Origin of the sequence: Methylobacterium nodulans ORS 2060 (genome assembly GCF_000022085.1) — a bacterium.
Taxonomy (GTDB): Bacteria; Pseudomonadota; Alphaproteobacteria; order Rhizobiales; family Beijerinckiaceae; genus Methylobacterium; species Methylobacterium nodulans.
In genome coordinates, this window is record NC_011894.1 from 3,192,367 (window position 1) to 3,209,167 (window position 16,801).

At 65.7% G+C, this 16,801-nt stretch carries 15 protein-coding genes, 1 tRNA gene and 4 pseudogenes; 10 read left to right on the top strand and 10 right to left on the bottom strand.

Annotation, left to right across the window (positions count from 1 at the left end; genetic code table 11):
- The first annotated feature begins 204 nt into the window (after nt 1-204).
- Both MNOD_RS46565 and MNOD_RS46570 read left to right on the top strand, forming a co-directional pair.
- A tRNA-Trp gene (locus MNOD_RS46565) sits at nt 205-279 on the top strand.
- Nucleotides 280-1,331: 1,052 nt separating this feature from the next.
- Nucleotides 1,332-1,586, top strand: a pseudogene (locus tag MNOD_RS46570) (transposase); the annotation flags it as partial.
- Nucleotides 1,587-1,708: 122 nt separating this feature from the next.
- Here MNOD_RS46570 and MNOD_RS14655 read toward each other — a convergent pair.
- Nucleotides 1,709-1,978: a PepSY domain-containing protein gene (locus MNOD_RS14655; RefSeq protein WP_015929702.1), complete on the bottom strand. Its 270-nt coding sequence runs from the start codon at nt 1,976-1,978 to the stop codon at nt 1,709-1,711.
- 152 nt (nt 1,979-2,130) lie between these two features.
- On the opposite strand from MNOD_RS14655, the gene MNOD_RS14660 reads away from it, so the two are divergent.
- From MNOD_RS14660 to MNOD_RS14685, 6 genes are all read left to right on the top strand, one after another.
- Nucleotides 2,131-2,802, top strand: a complete 672-nt coding sequence (locus MNOD_RS14660; RefSeq protein ID WP_015929703.1) for a response regulator — start codon at nt 2,131-2,133, stop codon at nt 2,800-2,802.
- Between the two features lie 23 nt (nt 2,803-2,825).
- The gene (locus MNOD_RS14665) at nt 2,826-4,172 is read left to right on the top strand and encodes a sensor histidine kinase (protein WP_244424737.1); all 1,347 of its coding nucleotides are present in this window, start codon (nt 2,826-2,828) and stop codon (nt 4,170-4,172) included.
- A 91-nt stretch (nt 4,173-4,263) separates the two neighbouring features.
- A complete protein-coding gene (locus MNOD_RS14670) occupies nt 4,264-4,608 on the top strand; it encodes a hypothetical protein (RefSeq protein ID WP_015929705.1) in 345 nt (114 codons plus the stop codon).
- Nucleotides 4,609-4,643: 35 nt separating this feature from the next.
- Nucleotides 4,644-5,105, top strand: a complete 462-nt coding sequence (locus tag MNOD_RS14675) for a DUF2271 domain-containing protein (protein ID WP_015929706.1) — start codon at nt 4,644-4,646, stop codon at nt 5,103-5,105.
- A 12-nt stretch (nt 5,106-5,117) separates the two neighbouring features.
- Nucleotides 5,118-7,304, top strand: coding sequence for a PepSY domain-containing protein (locus MNOD_RS14680; RefSeq protein ID WP_015929707.1), 2,187 nt, complete (start codon nt 5,118-5,120; stop codon nt 7,302-7,304).
- A gap of 52 nt (nt 7,305-7,356) precedes the next feature.
- Nucleotides 7,357-8,319: an FAD:protein FMN transferase gene (locus tag MNOD_RS14685; protein ID WP_015929708.1), complete on the top strand. Its 963-nt coding sequence runs from the start codon at nt 7,357-7,359 to the stop codon at nt 8,317-8,319.
- A 4-nt stretch (nt 8,320-8,323) separates the two neighbouring features.
- Here the strand turns inward: MNOD_RS14685 and MNOD_RS50630 are convergent.
- Nucleotides 8,324-8,482, bottom strand: a pseudogene (locus MNOD_RS50630) (transposase); the annotation flags it as partial.
- Between the two features lie 108 nt (nt 8,483-8,590).
- Here MNOD_RS50630 and MNOD_RS14695 point away from each other — a divergent pair.
- Nucleotides 8,591-10,228 (top strand): ISL3-like element ISMno5 family transposase, encoded by a 1,638-nt coding sequence (locus MNOD_RS14695; RefSeq protein ID WP_012631076.1) that lies wholly within the window; start codon nt 8,591-8,593, stop codon nt 10,226-10,228.
- A gap of 43 nt (nt 10,229-10,271) precedes the next feature.
- Here MNOD_RS14695 and MNOD_RS43260 read toward each other — a convergent pair.
- From MNOD_RS43260 to MNOD_RS14715, 4 genes and pseudogenes are all read right to left on the bottom strand, one after another.
- Nucleotides 10,272-10,989 (bottom strand): annotated as a pseudogene (locus MNOD_RS43260) (IS3 family transposase); the annotation flags it as partial.
- Between the two features lie 152 nt (nt 10,990-11,141).
- Nucleotides 11,142-11,915, bottom strand: a complete 774-nt coding sequence (locus tag MNOD_RS14705; RefSeq protein WP_015929710.1) for a hemerythrin domain-containing protein — start codon at nt 11,913-11,915, stop codon at nt 11,142-11,144.
- A gap of 84 nt (nt 11,916-11,999) precedes the next feature.
- The gene (locus tag MNOD_RS14710) at nt 12,000-13,175 is read right to left on the bottom strand and encodes an MFS transporter (RefSeq protein ID WP_015929711.1); all 1,176 of its coding nucleotides are present in this window, start codon (nt 13,173-13,175) and stop codon (nt 12,000-12,002) included.
- A gap of 129 nt (nt 13,176-13,304) precedes the next feature.
- Nucleotides 13,305-13,541 carry a hypothetical protein gene (locus MNOD_RS14715; protein ID WP_015929712.1) on the bottom strand — a complete coding sequence of 79 codons (237 nt, stop codon included), beginning with the start codon at nt 13,539-13,541 and terminating at the stop codon, nt 13,305-13,307.
- 147 nt (nt 13,542-13,688) lie between these two features.
- On the opposite strand from MNOD_RS14715, the gene MNOD_RS14720 reads away from it, so the two are divergent.
- Entirely contained in the window at nt 13,689-14,000 is a 312-nt protein-coding gene (locus MNOD_RS14720; RefSeq protein ID WP_015929713.1) for a PadR family transcriptional regulator, read from the top strand.
- A 57-nt stretch (nt 14,001-14,057) separates the two neighbouring features.
- Here MNOD_RS14720 and MNOD_RS14725 read toward each other — a convergent pair whose 3' ends face one another.
- The 4 genes and pseudogenes from MNOD_RS14725 to MNOD_RS14740 form a co-directional block, all read right to left on the bottom strand.
- Nucleotides 14,058-14,345, bottom strand: coding sequence for a rhodanese-like domain-containing protein (locus MNOD_RS14725; RefSeq protein ID WP_043748759.1), 288 nt, complete (start codon nt 14,343-14,345; stop codon nt 14,058-14,060).
- Nucleotides 14,346-14,471: 126 nt separating this feature from the next.
- Nucleotides 14,472-14,678 (bottom strand): annotated as a pseudogene (locus MNOD_RS43265) (helix-turn-helix domain-containing protein); the annotation flags it as partial.
- Between the two features lie 122 nt (nt 14,679-14,800).
- A complete protein-coding gene (locus tag MNOD_RS14735) occupies nt 14,801-15,844 on the bottom strand; it encodes a YihY/virulence factor BrkB family protein (RefSeq protein ID WP_015929714.1) in 1,044 nt (347 codons plus the stop codon).
- Nucleotides 15,845-16,150: 306 nt separating this feature from the next.
- Nucleotides 16,151-16,741 (bottom strand): mechanosensitive ion channel domain-containing protein, encoded by a 591-nt coding sequence (locus tag MNOD_RS14740; protein WP_244424738.1) that lies wholly within the window; start codon nt 16,739-16,741, stop codon nt 16,151-16,153.
- Nucleotides 16,742-16,801: the final 60 nt, after the last annotated feature.

Consider the following 16,801-nt stretch of genomic DNA (forward strand, 5'->3'; position numbering starts at 1 on the left):
GTCAAGCCTTGGGCTTGGCATCGACACTTCGAGATGGGTCAACGACCCGATGCGTCAGCACCGTCTGGATGCGAAACCTCCTTGGCATCAGCAACAACCTTGAGCGCTTTGGACGACAAAGATGGCTGGCAGCGCGAGCAATGAGGCGTAGCTGCGGCGGCGCACCTTCTTCGGCTCGCGGCTTTTGTTCTTTGAGCAGCTGCTGCGGGTGGCCGCGCTGGACTATACGTTGCCCTCCAGAGGCAAAGGTCTCACGTTCGAAACGTGACGGGTGCGCCAACCTTCTCAACGGCTTAGCTTATTCGCGGTCCTCTCCTGTCCAATGAGTGGTCAACAAGCGATCGTGGACGGCGGTGGGATCAGCCACTCACGCGACGGCTACCGCCAGCATCAGGCCGCAAGTTCGGTTCGCACTCGCGCGCGGCCACGCTCGCAAGTAGCGCCCCGTCATGTCCGACTCACCCGTGCTCGACACCCCCTCCCCCACCGTTCTCGAATGGGGCTGCGGGCTCACCAGCCTGTCGCCCGGCCAGCCCGCCCTGCCCTGGTTTCGGCCCGAGGCGTGAGTCGAGACGCTCGCAAACTGCCGGCGCTTCGTGGACGCCTTCGGGCCTGAGGCTGACCAGCTCGGCTGGGACACCATCACGCTGTTCGGGGTGCACCCTCAGTCCGGCGTGATCCGCGGCGACTGGTCGGGCGTGCTCTGATGAAACGAAGAAGCCCGGCGCGGCGGCGCCGGGCGGGCTTGCTGACACTGGGCGCGGGGCGCATCAGGATCAATACCCAATCGCCTTGGCTATGAAGGGGCCATTTGGGGTGAAAAGGGTCCCTTTACGCCTTGACCTGCAATGACCGGGGCTGATCCTCTGCGGACCTTCATGCCGCGTGCATCCGAAGGCCGCTTCGAACGTCCTCCGGACATTCGATGCCGGACTACGGTTTCATAACGCAGCTCACGCGACCAACTCCGCTGGCCAAGCTGTAGGCGCAAAGTTAAAGTGTCCCACCTGGGCCAAGTCGGAATGTCACACTCCTCTGTCTGCCGCATGGGCATGGGAGGCCGGCATGGGATGGGTGTGATGAGCGAGCGCGAGCTTCGGCGGGTCGAGGTTCTCTCCGCCGTGTTGGCGGGTCGGCAGACCGTCACGGCCGCCCGCGCGGGTGCTGGGGATCAGCCGGCGCCAGGCTCACAGCCTCGCCAAGGCCTATCGCGCTGAGGGCGCGTTCGCCGTTCGCCACAAGGCCCCGCGGGCGGCGCTCGACCCTGAGTGACGGACTGCACGATTGGGCCCTGACGTATGTGCGCGACCACGACGCGGATTTCGGCCCCGGGTGACAAGCTGCGCGCTGCGCGTCAGGGCCAGGGCGTCTGGACCATCGCGATCATCAAGCGATCCGACACCGCGGAGGGTTTCGCGGTTCTCCCGCGCAGATGGGTGGTCGGATGAACGTTCGCCTGGCTTGGCCGTTGCCGGCGCCTCGCGAAGGACCGGGAGAAAACCACCGCGAGTTCCGCTGCGTGGGCCTTCATCGCCAGCATCCGGCTGATGTCACGACGGCTCGCAAGGTACTGCTATCCAACGTGAACTTGTGAGTCCGGCTCTCAGGTCACCCTTCCCCGACCCGCGACCGCGAACGGGTGGCCCTCGCGGCCTTCCTTGCTCCTCGCCCGGCTCCGCCGACTACCGGCCTCGCTTGACGGAGCGCGTCAGTCCTCGTCGTCCTCCTGAGTTTTCCGCCGAACGGGTTCGAGCCGGGCCGGATCGAACTTCCCCTCCAGCCGCTCTCCCCGTGCGTTCGTCGCGCGCACCTTGTAGCAGCCGTCATCCGCCCGGATGGCGGTCACAGTCCATCCTTCGGCTTCCAGCTTGCGCTGAAGCGCCTCGCGCGGCTGCCAATCGGCGAGCGGGACGCTGCAGTGCACATCCGCCGAGGCAGGGCCGCCCAGCAGGGTCGCGCCGAGGGCGAGTGTGGTCATCACGCGTCTCACTGCCGGAACTCCGGATCCGCGGTGCGTCTCTCGCACATCAACCATCCCAACCTGACGCCGGCCTGAACGCCGGACGCAGGTCCCCTGGTCCTCCGGACGGAGAAACGCTGTAAGCTCGCGGCAGGTCAACCGAGACGGGCATGCGCATCCTCCTGATCGAAGACGATCTCGTGCTGGGCGAGGCCGTCCGCGACCACCTCCTGTCCGACGGGCACTCGGCGGATTGGATGAAGACCGTCGCTGACGCCGCGGCCGCAATCACGGCGGCCGTCTACGATCTTGTCCTGCTCGACCTCATGCTGCCGGACGGCCGTGGGATCGACTTCCTTCAGCATCGCCGCTCCCTAGGCGACGTCACGCCCGTGATCATTCTCACCGCCCGGGACCAGATCTCCGACAGGATCGCTGGCCTCAATGCGGGCGCGGACGACTACCTCATCAAGCCCTTCGACCTGTTCGAACTCACCGCGCGCATCAGCGCCGTTGGGCGGCGCTATTCCGGCAATCCCAACCCGCTCGTCACGATCGGCGACCTCGACATCGATCTCGCGGCCCGTTCGGTCCACAAAGGTGGGAAGCCCGTGCCGCTGACCGCTCGGGAATGGTCGCTGTTCGAGGCTCTCATCCAGAGGCCGAATGCTCTGCTCTCAAAGACGCAGCTGGAGGAGAGGCTCTACTCCTTCGACGCCGAGGTCGAGAGCAACACGATCGAGGTCTATATCGGGCGGCTGCGCAAGAAGATCGGTGCGGACGTGATCGAAACCGTGCGCGGGATGGGCTACCGGCTCGGTCTGCCCGCCAGGGGCGTGTGAGGACCGCCCTGCGATCCGGGCGGGTGAGCCTGCGCCGCCGGCTGGGGGCCGGGCTGGCGCTCGGCGTGACGGCGGTGTGGCTCGCGGCCTCGGTCGTGGCCGGGCTGGTGCTGCATCATGAGATCGACGAGGTCTTCGACAGTGCCTTGCAGGAGGTCGCGCAGCGGGTGCTGCCTCTCGCCTATGCCGAAGTCCTGGCGCGGGAGGACAGCACGACGAGCCAACTCATGCCGCCCGTCAGCCGGCATCGGGAGTACATCACTTACGTCGTGCGGGATGCCAGCGGACGCGAACTCCTGCGGTCGAGCGACGCCCATCGGATGAAGATCCCCAGCGGCCTCGCGCCGGGGTTCCAGACCGTGAATGGTCTGCGCACCTACACGGAGGCGGGTGTCCGGGGGACGATATTGGTGACCGCTGCCGAGGGGCTCGATCACCGCCGGGCCGCGGTTCTCAAGGCGATAATGACCCTGGTCTGGCCGCTCGCTGCGCTCGTGCCCCTCGCGCTCGCCGCCGTGTGGCTGGCCGTCCGTCTCTCGCTCGGGCCGGTGCTTGCCTTCCGGGATGCCATCGAGGCGCGCGGCCGGGGCAATCTCTCGCCGATCGCCACGGAAGACCTGCCGACCGAGATGGCTCCGGTGGCGGCCGCGGTCAACGCGCTGCTCGGCCGCCTGCGCAGCGCGCTCGAGGCCGAGCGCAGCTTCACCGCCAACAGCGCGCACGAGTTGCGCACGCCCATCGCCGCCGCTCTGGCCCAGACCCAGCGTCTCTGCGCGGAACTGCAGGATCAGGAGCGCCTCGAGCGCGCCCGCGCCATCGAGGGTGCGCTGCGCCGGCTCTCGCGCCTCTCCGAGAAGCTGCTCCAACTCGCCAAGGCCGAAGGCGGCGGACTAATCGCCGAGACGGCCACGCCGCTCGCTCCTGTGCTTCGTCTCGTCATCGATGAACTGCGCCGCAACCGCGACGGCAGCGACCGCCTGCAGGTGGTCATGGCGTCGAAGGCCGGTCCCGTCTCGAACCTTGACCCTGATGCCTTCGCTATCCTTGCGCGCAACCTCATCGAGAATGCGCTGAAGCACGGCGATCCCGATAATCCGGTTGTCGTTTGTCTGTCCGAGCAGGTGTTCGAGGTGAGCAATGCCGGTCCGCCGGTTCCTCCCGAAGACCTCGCGCATCTGACCCGTCCCTTCACGCGGGGACCCGCACGGACGGAAGGATCGGGATTAGGGCTGGCAATCGCGGCTGCCATCTGCCGCGGCGCGGGGCTTCGGCTCGACCTTGCGTCGCCCATTCCAGGCGAAATGAGCGGCTTCCAGGCGAGTGTCCACATCGCTGCGGCCGCCTCTGGCCCGCCGGCGCCTGCAGCCTGACAGCGGGCTGAACGCCTCCGGCTCGGCGCTTCAGCTCACCGTCAGGCTCACGCAACACGGTGCTCCCGCACGAAACAACGGGAGAGCACCCATGACCAAACACCTTCTGATCGGCACGGCCCTGCTCCTGGCGATGACGGCCGTCGGCGCCGTGATTGCAGCGGATGCTGCGCAGGGACCGGCGGAGCACGGCCACGCGGATCACATCCGGTCCGGCGCAGAGAACTGGCCCATCGTCCGGGTCAGCGAGGCGCATGAGCACGGCCGTTACGGCGAGGTCCGCCGGCGCGACCAAGAGGAAGAGGACGACGAGGATGACGACGGACGCGGGGTCGGCCCGGCGCCTCCGCGGGCTGGCCTGAGCGCACCTGACGCTCCGGGCCCCGACAGCGGTCTCTTCAACGGCACGACCCGTCCCCGGGTGCAAATCCAGTAACCGGTTGCATCCCCATCACACCGCGGAGACATTTCATGAAGCTCGCGCTGTCGGTCGCGGCTGCGACCACATTGGCCGTCCCTGCCCTGGCAAGGCCGGTCACTTTCGAGGCCAAGCTCAAGAACTACGGCGGCAATGGTGCTTATGTGGTCATGTACGTGACCGATGTCGCTGGCAAGTATCGCGGCACGCTCTGGATGGCTGGAGGCAAGGCCAAGTACTATCGCCACCTCTCGGATTGGCAACGCGCCTCGACCGGCGCCTTGGCCGAGATCGACGGGATCACGGGTGCCAGCATCGGCTCGGGCAAGACGCTGAAGGTCACTGTCGATCTTGCCGACGCTCTGATCGACGCCGGCTACCAAATCCATGTCGATACCGCCGTCGAGGACGGCCTGGATCAGCCGTCCGAGGTCGTCGTGCCGCTCTCTACCGGCGCGTCGGGCCAGGCCGCCCCCGGCAAGGCCCACGTGAAGACCTTCACGGTCACCTTCTGACCGGAGGAAACAGTGTTCCGCTGGATTCATTTCCTCCTGGGGCTTCCCCCGGCTGCGGTCCTCATTGTCACTGCCGTCTCCGGCGCGACCCTGTCCCTGGTTCCAGCAGCCGACCGCGCGACTGTCCCCACCATCTCACGCGGGACGAGCGTGGCCACGCTTGCCGAAGCGGTCGCGGCCCGGCACCGGGCCGTCACGAAGATTGTGCACCGTCCGACGGGCGCGGTGGCCGCCACCTACGTCGATGGCGACGTGAGCGGTGTGGAGATCGTCGATCCCGCCACGGGCGAGAGCCTCGGCCCGTTCCACGTCTCGGAGGCGACGCGGATCGTCACGAATCTGCACCGAGCTTTTCTGGCCGGCGATGCGGGCCGGATCGCCGCGGCTGTCGCCGCGTTGGTCATGTTCGTTTTGGCCGTGACCGGTCTGCAGATGCTGGCGCGCCGGCAGGGCGGCCGGTGGGCGCTCCTGCGGCCGGTGCGCGGCACCCCCGCACAGCGCTGGCACGCCGAACTCGGACGGCTGGCCGCGCTCGGGTTGATCCTGTCGTCCCTCACCGGCCTCTGGATGTCCGCGGACACCTTCGATCTGCTCCCGGCCCGCGAGGCGGCCGTGGCGAGCACTGTCGCGAGCGGCGGCACTCCGGCACCCGTGGGCTCGCTCGAAGCCCTGCGTTCCGTCGATGTGGCGGACCTCGACGCCCTCACCTTTCCCGATCCGACGGACCGCGCTGACGTCTACACGTTGCGGACCTTGAAGGGAGAGTGGTCCATCGACCCTGCTACGGGCCGCATTCTCTCCTTTGTTTCAGCGACTAACCTCGATCATGTGGGGCGCACCGTCGTCATGCTCCACACGGGCCGCGGCGCGTGGGCCATCGGCCTTGTTCTTGGGCTGAGCGCCGGCTGCGTTCCTGTCTTCGCCATCACGGGCGCCGCGACCTGGTGGAAACGACGCTCTGCGCGGGCGCAGATCCCCGACAACTTGCCCGCCCGGTCGGCCGACACGGTCATCCTGGTCGGCAGCGAGGGCAACACGACCTGGAGCTTCGCCGCGACCCTGCATGCCGCGCTTACCCGGGCCGGCCACAAGGTGCACACGGCCGCGATGAACGCCTTGTCGCCGGTGCACGGCCATGCCGATCGCCTCCTGATCCTGACCGCGACGGCCGGCGACGGTGCCGCTCCGGCGGCCGCCAGACACTTCATGGCCCGTCTGGCCGCCGTGGGGGCTTCGCCTCAGGTAGCCGTACTCGGGTTCGGCGACCGAACATTCCCCCAATTCTGCCGCTTCGCGCAGGACGTTTCCGATGCGCTCGACCGCAAGGGCTGGCCGCGGCTGATGCCGCTGACGTGTATCGACCGCCAGTCTGCGCAGGCCTTCGCGCAGTGGGGCCGCGACTTGGCGGACGCGCTCGGCCACGGGCGGGAGTTCGTCCTCGAGCACGCTGCTCCGGCGCCGAAAACCGCGACGCTGGAACTCGTCAGTCGGGAGGATTACGGCGTCGCCTCAGGTGCGCCGATCGCGATCCTGCGTTTCGTTCCCGCGCGTGACCTGGAGATCGGAGAGCTGCCCCCCTTCGAAGCCGGTGATCTCGTCGGAATCCTACCGCCGAGTACCACCATGGCCCGCTTCTATTCGCTCGCCTCCTCTTCGGGAGACCGTGTGCTGGAGGTCTGCGTGCGGCTGCGCCAAGGAGGGGTTTGCTCCACCTTCCTCCACACTCTCCCCGTGGGGGGCCGCGTGAGGGCGTTCATCCGGACCAACCCGCATTTCCGCCCGGCCATGGGCAAGGCGCCGCTCATCCTCATTGGCGCCGGGACCGGGATCGGGCCGCTCGCAGGCTTCGTCCGGTCGAACCGGGCGCGACGGCCCATCCATCTCTACTGGGGCGGTCGGAGCCCGAATTCGGGCTACCTGTACGAGCACGAGCTGGCGAAGCACCTCGCCGAAAGGCGGCTGACCACGTTGCGGACAGCCTTCTCGCGCCAGCCGGGCGGCGGATACGTGCAGGACCATATCGCCGCCGACGCTGCTCTCGTGCGGGAACTGATTTGCCAAGGCGGCCACGTGCTGGTCTGCGGGCGGCGCGACATGGCGGAAGCCGTGAAACGCGTGCTCGACGGGGTCGTTCAGCCGCTCGGCCTCGATGTCGCTACCCTCAGCTCGCGTGGGCTCTATGTCGAAGACGTCTACTGAACGGCTGCGGGCCGCGCCCTCGGGGCGACGCGTGGCACTCAACGGTCCCACCATGGGCTCGCGGTGGTCGGCCGTCTTCTATTCCTCGACAGGAGATGACTTGGAAGGGCTACGCGCTGCCATCCAGGCGGCGGTGACCAAGGTGGACCGGCAGATGTCGACCTGGGATCCTGCCTCCGATCTCAACCACCTCAACGCCGCCCGCGTGGGGACCTGGATCGACATCCCGCGCGAACTCGCCATCGTGCTTGCCGCCGGGATCGAGATTGGCTGCGCCTCTGCCGGCGCATTCAACATCGCGGTAGGGACCCTCGTGCGCGCTTGGGGCTTTGGCAGCGGTGCGCGAATGCCTGACGCGGCCACGATCGCGGCCTTGTCGGGCCACCCCTCTCTGGTGACGCCAAATCTGCTGCAGGTCGATGAGCCGGGCTGCCGGGCGCGCAAGCTCGCGCCGCTTGCGCTGGATCTCTCCGGGATCGCGAAGGGCTTCGGCGTGGATGAGATAGCGCGGGTCCTCGCGACTGCCGGAGTGACCGCATTCCTCGCTGGCATCGATGGGGAGCTGTGCGCCTGTGGCATCAAGCCCGACGGACGGCTTTGGGCGGTCGGCCACGAGCAGCCAGAGCCCGGCCTTCGCAGTCTCGCGGGCGTTCTCGAATTGACGGATTGCGCCGTGGCGACATCGGGCCACTACCGTCACCGCCGGGATGTCGGCGGCCGGGTGGTTTCCCATACGATGGATCCTCGCACGGGAGCCCCGCTTTCCAACCGCCTCGCCTCGGTCACGGTTCTGGCCAGCACCTGTATGGCGGCGGACGCCTGGGCAACGGCACTCCTGGTCAGCGGTGAGATTGAAGGCGTCCGGCTGGCTGAGCGCTTGGGGATCAGGGCGCTGTTCGTACAATCCGACGGCAGTCTTCTCTCCACACTTCAAGAGGGGAGCAAACTGGACTTGCTCCGGATTAGTGGAGAGCGGTTTGGCTGGCGAAGCGCCTCTCGAACTGGGCCGGGCTGACGTAATCCAACGCCGAGTGACGCCGGTCGATCCAGGACCGCAGGGTCGACAGCCCGATCCCGAGATCGGCCGCGCTCTCGCGCCGCGAGCGCCCGCTGGTCTGGGCAAGCCGCACGGCCTCGGCACGGAACTCGGGGGTGAAGCGCTGCTTCGGTTCTGCCATCGGAAACCTCGTCCCTCACGGAAAGAGCTCTCCACTTTTCCGGTTCTTCCGCACTTTGCGTGGAACGGTCGCGGTGACGCGGGAAGCGCAGGCTGATTCACGAGGCGGATGATCCTGTCCTCATCCCTGCCGGGCTGCACGATCGAGCGGGTCTTTCGCCACACCGATCACCTTGTCGTCATCGCCCATGGCCGCCGTTGTCATGGTCGATGTCCGACCTGTGGCACGCCCAGTTCCGCCGTTCACAGCCGCTATGATCGCCGTCCGGCCGATCTGCCGAGCATGGGCCAGCCTGTGACGCTGCGCCTGCGTATCCGACGCTTCTACTGCCATCATCCCGCTTGCCGCCGCCGCACGTTCGCCGAGCCTCTTCCGCGGCTGATACCGCCGCGAGCGCGCCGGACCCGCCGCCTCGCTCAGGCCCAGACCCGGATCGGGCTTGCAGTCGGCGGCGAGGCCGGCGCGCGCCTGACCGGCCACCTGGGGATGCAAACCAGCCCCGACACGATCCTGCGCCTCGTGCACCGCCTCCCGTTGCCGAGAGCGAACGCGCCGCGCGCCGTGGGCATCGACGACTGGGCCATCCGCAAAGGTCGGAGCTACGGCACGCTTCTCGTCGACCTCGAACGGCGATGCCCGATCGACCTGCTGCCCGACCGCTCAGGGGCGACCGTTGCCGCATGGCTGCGTCGCCATCCCAGCATCCAGATCGTCGCCCGCGACCGCTCGACCGAGTACGCCCGAGCGGCCACCGCGGGCGCGCCGGCCGCCCTCCAGGTCGCCGACCGATGGCACCTGCTCCTCAACCTGCGCCAGGTTCTCGAACGCTGGCTTGGCCGCGTCCATGGCCGGCTGCGACAGCTCCCTCCTCTTGCGAGTGGTGACGGACGACAGCCAGGGGAGCGCCCGCGCGCCTATCGCCGCAGCGCAGCCGAGATTGCCGTCAGCCTCGACAGCCGCGCCCGCCGGCTGGCGGCCTATGAGGACGTGCGCCGACGCCATCTCGCTGGCGAGACCCTCCTGGCGATCGGCCGCGCCACGGGTCTGGCGCGAGCGACCGTGCGCAAGTACGCCCAGGCCGAGAGCTTCCCGGAGCGCGCGATCCGCAGACCCAATCCCTCTCGCCTCGATCCCTACCTCGCCCATCTGGAGCAGCGCATGGCCGAGGGCTGCGAGAACGCTATGGCGCTCTGGCGCGAGATCCGCCGCCAGGGCTTCGCGGGAACCCATCGGCAGGTGCACCGCTTCGTCGCCGAGCGGCGCACGGCTCGCAAATGGCTGTCGCAGCCCGCCTCGACGAGCACTGAGGCGATCAGACCCTCACCCATCGCCTCACCCAAGCAACTGGCCTGGATCCTGGTGCAGCCCCTCGCGACACTGCAGCCCCGCGCCGCGGCTGACCTCGCCCGCATCCGGCAGGATCCTGAAGCCGCACGGATCGCCGATCTGGCGCGGCGGTTCACGATGCTCGTGCGTGCCTGTGGCCTGGGCGGCGACCGGCCGGCGGACCCTGCCAGCGAGCTCGACAGATGGCTGCTCGAAACCCGGAACTGCGGTGTCGCTGCGCTGGAGACCTTCGCGGCCGGTTTGGCGCAGGATGGGGCGGCCGTTCGGGCGGCGCTGACGACGTCCTGGAGCAATGCTCAGGCGGAAGGGCAGATCAGTCGGCTGAAGATGCTCAAGCGCACCATGTACGGTCGCGCCAGCTTCGCACTCCTCCGTAGCCGCATCCTCATCGCTGCCTGATCCACGCAAAGTGCGGAAGAACCACTTTTCCGGGTTAAGTCCACTTGATCGCCAGGGCCTCGCGCGTGAAGGCGTCGACGACGGTCAGGGCGCGCAGCCGGCGGCCGTCGAAGAGCGAATCTGAGACGAAATCCATCGACCAACACTCGTTCGGCCGCGTCGCGGCTGGCTGACGGTCTCGATGGGCGGCGCTGATGTGCCGCCGTGGGCGCTTGAGCCGAAGGCTCAGGCCCTCGTCCCGGTAGAGCCGGTAGACCCGCTTGTGGTTCACCCGCCAGCCTTCTCGCCGCAGCAGGATGTAGATCCGGAAGTAGCCGTAGCGCACCCGGGCCTTGGCGAGATCGCGGATGCGCATGCGCAGGGGAGCCTGGTCGGACTTGGTCGAGCGGTACCGGATGCTCGACCGACCAACGCCGAGCGCGACGCAGCTGCGCCGGTCGCTCACCCCGTGCGCCTCCTGAACGTGGCGCACGAGCTCGCGTCACCGACCGGGCGTCAGAGCTTTTTTGCAAGCACGTCCTGCAGGATGTGCTTGTCCAGGCTGAAATCCGCGACGAGCTGCTTGAACTTGCGGTCTCCTCTTCGAGTTGCTTCAAGCGGCGCAGCTCTCCCGTCCCCAACCCGCCGTACAGCTTCTTCCAGCGGTAGAAGGTCTGCTCGGAGATCCCGATCCGGCGGATCACCTCCGCCACCGGTGTGCCGGTCTCCGCCTGCTTGAGCGCGAAGGCGATCTGCTCCTCGGTGAACCTGCTCTTCTTCACGGCTCTGCTCCTCCCGTCAGGGTCTCACACAACCGGAAAACTCGCACTCAGACTGGTGCAAAAACGCGGGAGGACGTCAACCACGGCATCCCGACCCATTACCTGCCCCTCTACTTCCCTGAGATCGACCGCTTCTGCCACTACACACAACTTTAACGAGGCAGCGACGGAGCTGTGTAAACTGCGAGGTCAGCAAGCCCGAGCGCCTGTTCGACCTTGCTGATGCGCTCGATCGCCTCGTCAAAGCCGTCTTTGCCAAAGCGCTTCTTCTCAATGTCCTCAAACTTCTCAGCCAGCTCGCCGAGACGCTGCTTCGATTGGGTTTTCTTCCAGGCCGGAAACACGACCGTATCCTCGAAGGCCGCGTGAGCCTGGTACATGCGAGTCATCGACGCGAGCGCCCTCGCAAGCGGCTCGGCATCCCCGCCAATTTGCCCCCGTGAACCGATCCGATATAGGTAATCCGTGATCTCGCGCCCACGTTGATGCTGAATGAGGAGCACCTCTACCAACTTCGCGTTCGGTCCGCCGCCCTTGCGGACTTCGGGAAAGACGTGCTGCTCTTCGAGTGTGTGCTCGTGATAGTCCTCTCCAAACTCGCGGAAGAGCTTTGCCGCGTCGGCGAGCGCGCCAGGATCAATCCGGCCTGTGTTGGATCGCAGTCGTTCCGAGAGCTCAGCATACACGATGAGAGTACGACGTAAGACGCCGTGTTCCCGCATCAGATCCTCGGTCGCTGACACGTCCTCGTCGTCTCCCCCCTGTTCATCCTTCCCACCTTCGCCGGGCTTCCGGCTTCTGGTGCCCTGAGCTGCAGACGCGGACGGGACAAGGAGGCCGCCAAGGTTGACGAGCCCCCCTGTGGCCAGCGCCGCAGCGACAGCAACTGCGCCGCGCCGGTTGAGCTCTTCCATGTGCATGCTCATGATGCGATCTCCTTCGGATCGTTGAACGTCAGCGGCTGGACGCAGATGGCGGGCCGCTCCTGCTCTAGCCTAGCCTCCTGGCCATCACTTGCGCGACAAGCGTTGGCCCAGAATGAAGATTGACATGGAAGCAAGCTGTGCGACGACAGCGAATACTACGAGCGATGTTCGCGATCGTTCATAAAGCAGTCCTGTCACGATGCTGCCAATCAACCACCCAGTCCCATATCCGACATAAAAGAGGCCGAACGCTAGATTTCTCTTACCCTCCGGCAGAACACCCGCGATCAGCGCCTTGAGGAGCGTATCCTGGGTCGCGTAGCCGATCCCCCAGAGCGCCATTCCCACAAGCGCGAATGAGAAGCTCCCGAGAAATACGAATGGCGCAAAGAGGGATGAGAGAAACACAGCGGCAATGATGACGGGCAGCTCGGCACGGTCATAAAGCCTGCCCATAACAAGACTTGCGACCACGCCACAGCCTGTCGAGAAGGCCAGAAACATGGGAATCCAAGGCGTGGCGACGATTTGAGCGGTCGACAGGTGATAGGAAATCAGCTCGAAGCTCATTAGGCCAGCGGCAAAGAACGCTCCAGCCAGCATGTAGAGCCAATACGACGAGGTAAACCCTATTGCCGGCGCCGTGCGGCCTTCCTCAAGACGGCAAGGAAGCGGGAACCCGACGCGCGCAATTGTCAGAGAGGCGAGCGCCAGCAGCGCAGAAATTGCAAGCAAAGCATAAGCTATTTGATATTTCTCCTTGAGGAAAAGGACGAGCGCGATGACGAGCGGACCTATGGCTGCTCCTGTTTCATCCAGTGCTGTATTCACTCCGTATACCCAGCCCTTGCCATGCTTGGCGGTCGTGTATGAGAGCATTGCCTCCACAGTTGGCTTTCGTATCGCCCGCCCAACGCGCTCGGCAGGGATGAGAGCTGCAGCGACCTGCCAGGTTCCCGCCAGCGCCATGATCGGGACAGCAAGCAAGTTGATTGCATAACCGACGAACGTAATAGTCCAGTATCTACCCGTCTTGTCAGCGAAATATCCGGCAACCGGGCGCATGCTGTAGCCAAGAAATTCGCCTAACCCAGCGATGATACTAATAAGTGCCGCACTTGCTCCAAGCGCGCCGAGATACGGACCATTGATGCTGGCGCCGCCTTCATAGGTCATGTCACTAAATAAATTGACTATACCCATGATCAGTACGAAACGGAACGCAGGAGATCCCGAAAGGGCGGGCGCTGTTTTCTTCATAGCGTGCACCTCCGCCTCAATGGCACGGCATCACGGCTGGCCATGTCTCTTTCAATATCCCTTCAGTACTTCATGCCTTGAAGGAAGCGCAGCCGACAGCGCGCCCGAACAATTTCGCCGGCAATGTCGCTAGTGTCCCAACGCGCCCCGCCATGATCGAGTCCAGGCGGCCTCGCTCTTCTGTTCATAATCGTGAAATGCCTTGGCCAAGCCACCCAAGACCTCTTCCTCCGTTTCAAACATGGCTTTCAGCTGCGGCTCATCGACCTTGGTCACATCACTGCGCAGATGTTGAATGGGCTCATCGAGTCGGCGCTGCACGTTCTGGGTATGGTGGCGGGGATCGCGGTCAGCATCACCTGCCATGACTGTCTCCCATGTGGACGCAACGCCGGCAGACCGTGGCCGGAACGCCAGCGGGATGCGTGTATGGGGAACAGGACCGCACAAAGTCGGTTCCCGATAGCGAATTTCGCTTTTGAAGGGACATCGCTGTCGCGACAACAAAGGCGTATGGAACACCAGGACCTTCTGGCTGGCTTCATCCGGCTGCACATCCTGCATCACGCGGCCGAGAGCGACCTGTACGGCCAGTGGATGATCGAGGAACTGGGGCGGCACGGGTACAAGCTCAGCGCCGGCACCCTCTACCCGATGCTGCACGCCATGGAACAGCGGGGATACCTGACTTCGCGCCTGGAACGGGCCGGCCGGAGCCAGCGCCGGGTCTATCGGGCGACACCCCTCGGTTGCGAGGCCCTGGCAATGGCGCGGGAGCGGATGCGCGAGCTGTTCCACGAAGTCCTTCCCGGGCCAACCGGGTGACCGGCAGATGTCATAGGCGCCCACGCGGATCGGGCGATGAGGGGGCGCCCCTGGGGGTTACGCGCCCTCGCCTTTCACGATCGGACAGCTCTCGTCCTTCGCCCGGTCGGCAAAGCTGAGGTAGTAGACATCCACGTGGGTGAACCCGGCCTGCACAGCGGCCAGAGCCGCCAGGGCGGCCCGTCCGCCGCCGTCGCAGTGCATGATGATCCGTTCGCCCGGCTGGAAGCCGGCGCGCTCCAGCATCGCACGTAGCTCCTGGTGGGATTTCAGGCGGCCTTCGGCGGTCAGAAGGTCGGCATGGCCGACCCGTCGCGCCCCGGGCAGGTGCCCGCCGCGTCCCATGCTCGTAATCAATATGATCGTTGCAGCCGATGCAGATGTCCCGCACGACCCTTCTGACCCTTCATGCCTGAGAGCCTCTGGTTCGGAAAGCCACGGTCCTCAAGCCGTCTGCGGACCACTGGCGCGGGGCGCGGTGCGGTTCTTCAGGAGCGGCTTGCGCCGGCGCAGGTCCTGCAGCGCCACCTCGCCGCCGGTCGCGTAGAGCTCGCGGAAGCGGCAGAAGCTGTCGCGCGAGTAGCCCATCAGCTTGCAGGCTTGGCTGACGTTGCCGAGTTGCTTGGCCAGCTCCAGCAGGCCGACCTTGGCCCGGATGACCTTCCGCTCCTTCGTCAGGGCCGGTGTCCTCTCGAACGCCGAGGCCGGGCGCTGCGCATCCCGACCACTCCGCGCCCGGCCTCGGCTCGCGCCTCAGCTTCGCGACACCGTCCGTCAGATCAAGCCCTGACTACCGCAGGTTATGCCTGTGACGGGCCTACCGTGTCAGCGGCGAAGGCTTGACGCGATCCAAGCGGCTTGGGTCGCCCTGTCGTGCTGTCGCGCGCGGTCTGCCGCTCCATCTCGGCATTCAGCTCAGCACCGAGCAACACGATCACTACCGACAGCCAGATCCAGGTCATGAATCCGACGCCAGCACCCAGAGAGCCGTACGTGCGATTGTAGCTGTCGAAGCTTGCGACGTACCAGGAAAACAGCGCTGAGGCGCAGACCCAGAGCAGTGCGGCTACGCTGCTGCCCCACGTCACCCAGCGCCACTTGGCCTCACGCCGGCTCGGGCCGTAGCGATAGATCGCCGACAGCCCAAGGCTCACCACGACGAGAAGGGCGGGCCACCGAACAAGGCGCAGGGCCGCGTCGGCAGACGACCTGAGGCCGATTTGATTGAGAATGATCGGCATGGCGACCACCATGCCTGTTGCAATCAGGGCAAAAACGACGCTACTGAGAGTGAACAGGAGCGTTGTTCCATAGAACCTCACAAGCGTCCGCTTCTCCCGCTCCTTGTAGATCACATTGAGAGCATCGAACAGCGCACTCACGCCCGAGTTCGCGCTCCAGAAGGCGATCAGCAAGCTCAGTACCGAAGTCGTGCTCAGCGTACCCGCACCTTGTTTGGTAATCCGGGTCAGTTCACTGGCGAGAAGGTCTAGAACGCCGCTCGGCAGCACGCCTGTGAGCAGGCTGAGATGCTGGTAGATAACGCTTGGATCCGCGACCAGCCCATAGAGCGATACGATCGTCGCCAAGCCCGGGAATACTGCAAGCAGCGCGAAGAAGGCGACGCCACCGGCTGTGGCGAGCACGCGATCCTGTGGCAAGGACCAGAACACGCGCCAGACGATGTCCTTCCATCCCGGTGCCGGGATCTGCGTCGGCTCATCGGCTGTGCGACCCCGGCCGGGCTCGCGCGCACGAGTGAGTGCCAGGTCTGCCGTAACCTTGTCCGTCGCCCGAGTGCCGACTGAGCGCCAATCCTCGCCTTGCTTTTCTGGTTCCGCCATGTGGAGCCGTGCTCCGATCCAGTGCTATTCACCTTACCTTGCGCGGAGATAGAATGAAGAGATTTTTCTGATTCGGTCTGCGGCACAGGTTTGTAGCTTATTCTCGGCCTTCTCGGGTTGGACTCGGATGCGGCTCTGTGCGGACGCACAACACCGGCGCACTTACGAGTTCATAGGCTATTGCCGCGATCGTGATACCGCTTTCCTCGAAACGCTCAAGGATCTCGCGGCCCATCGCGCTCTTCAGCTCTCGTCCTCCGCGCGTGCGGGTCAGAGATCGGACCGTGATTTCTAGCCAGCTGTTCGTCAAACGTAAACAGGCCCTGGGCTCCACGCTGGCATTCGGAAGGTGGTAACGGCGCTGCAACTCCGCCGCATCTCTCCGGCACCCAGGTCCGTGATCCGACCGGCGTGCGTGCGCGCGGCCTCGAGCAGGATCGTCTCAGCGCGGGTCCGATTTGCTCCGTAGCGGATCGGGACCGTCAGCTCTTCCCAAATATACGGGAACTCGCGGGTGTAGTTGTAGGTAGGATCGTCAAATACCTTAGCATTCGAAACCGTCACCACTCTCCCTGTGTACTGCCGAGAATGGATCCACGTCGACGACGGGCCCGTCGCGGCGGAGGTGACCGAGGCAGGCTCACCCATCTCCAGGATCGTCGCCTGCATGAACGACAGCGCGAGCACGTCTCCGCACACACCGCCCATGACGATCCGGTCGCCCAGATTGAAGGTCCCGCCCTGGAGGATCATCACGTAGCCTGCCATGGCCGTGATGACGCGCTGAAGTGCGAAGGCAAGCCCTGCCGTCACCAGGCCGAGGGCCGTGGCCAAGCGTGTCGGGTCGTCGAACCAGATTGAGAGCACGCCGAGCAACAGGAGGGTCGCGACGGCCACGTTGACGATCTGGCACAGCCGGAAGCCGGTGCGCCGACCGCGGAGCCAAATACCTGCAAG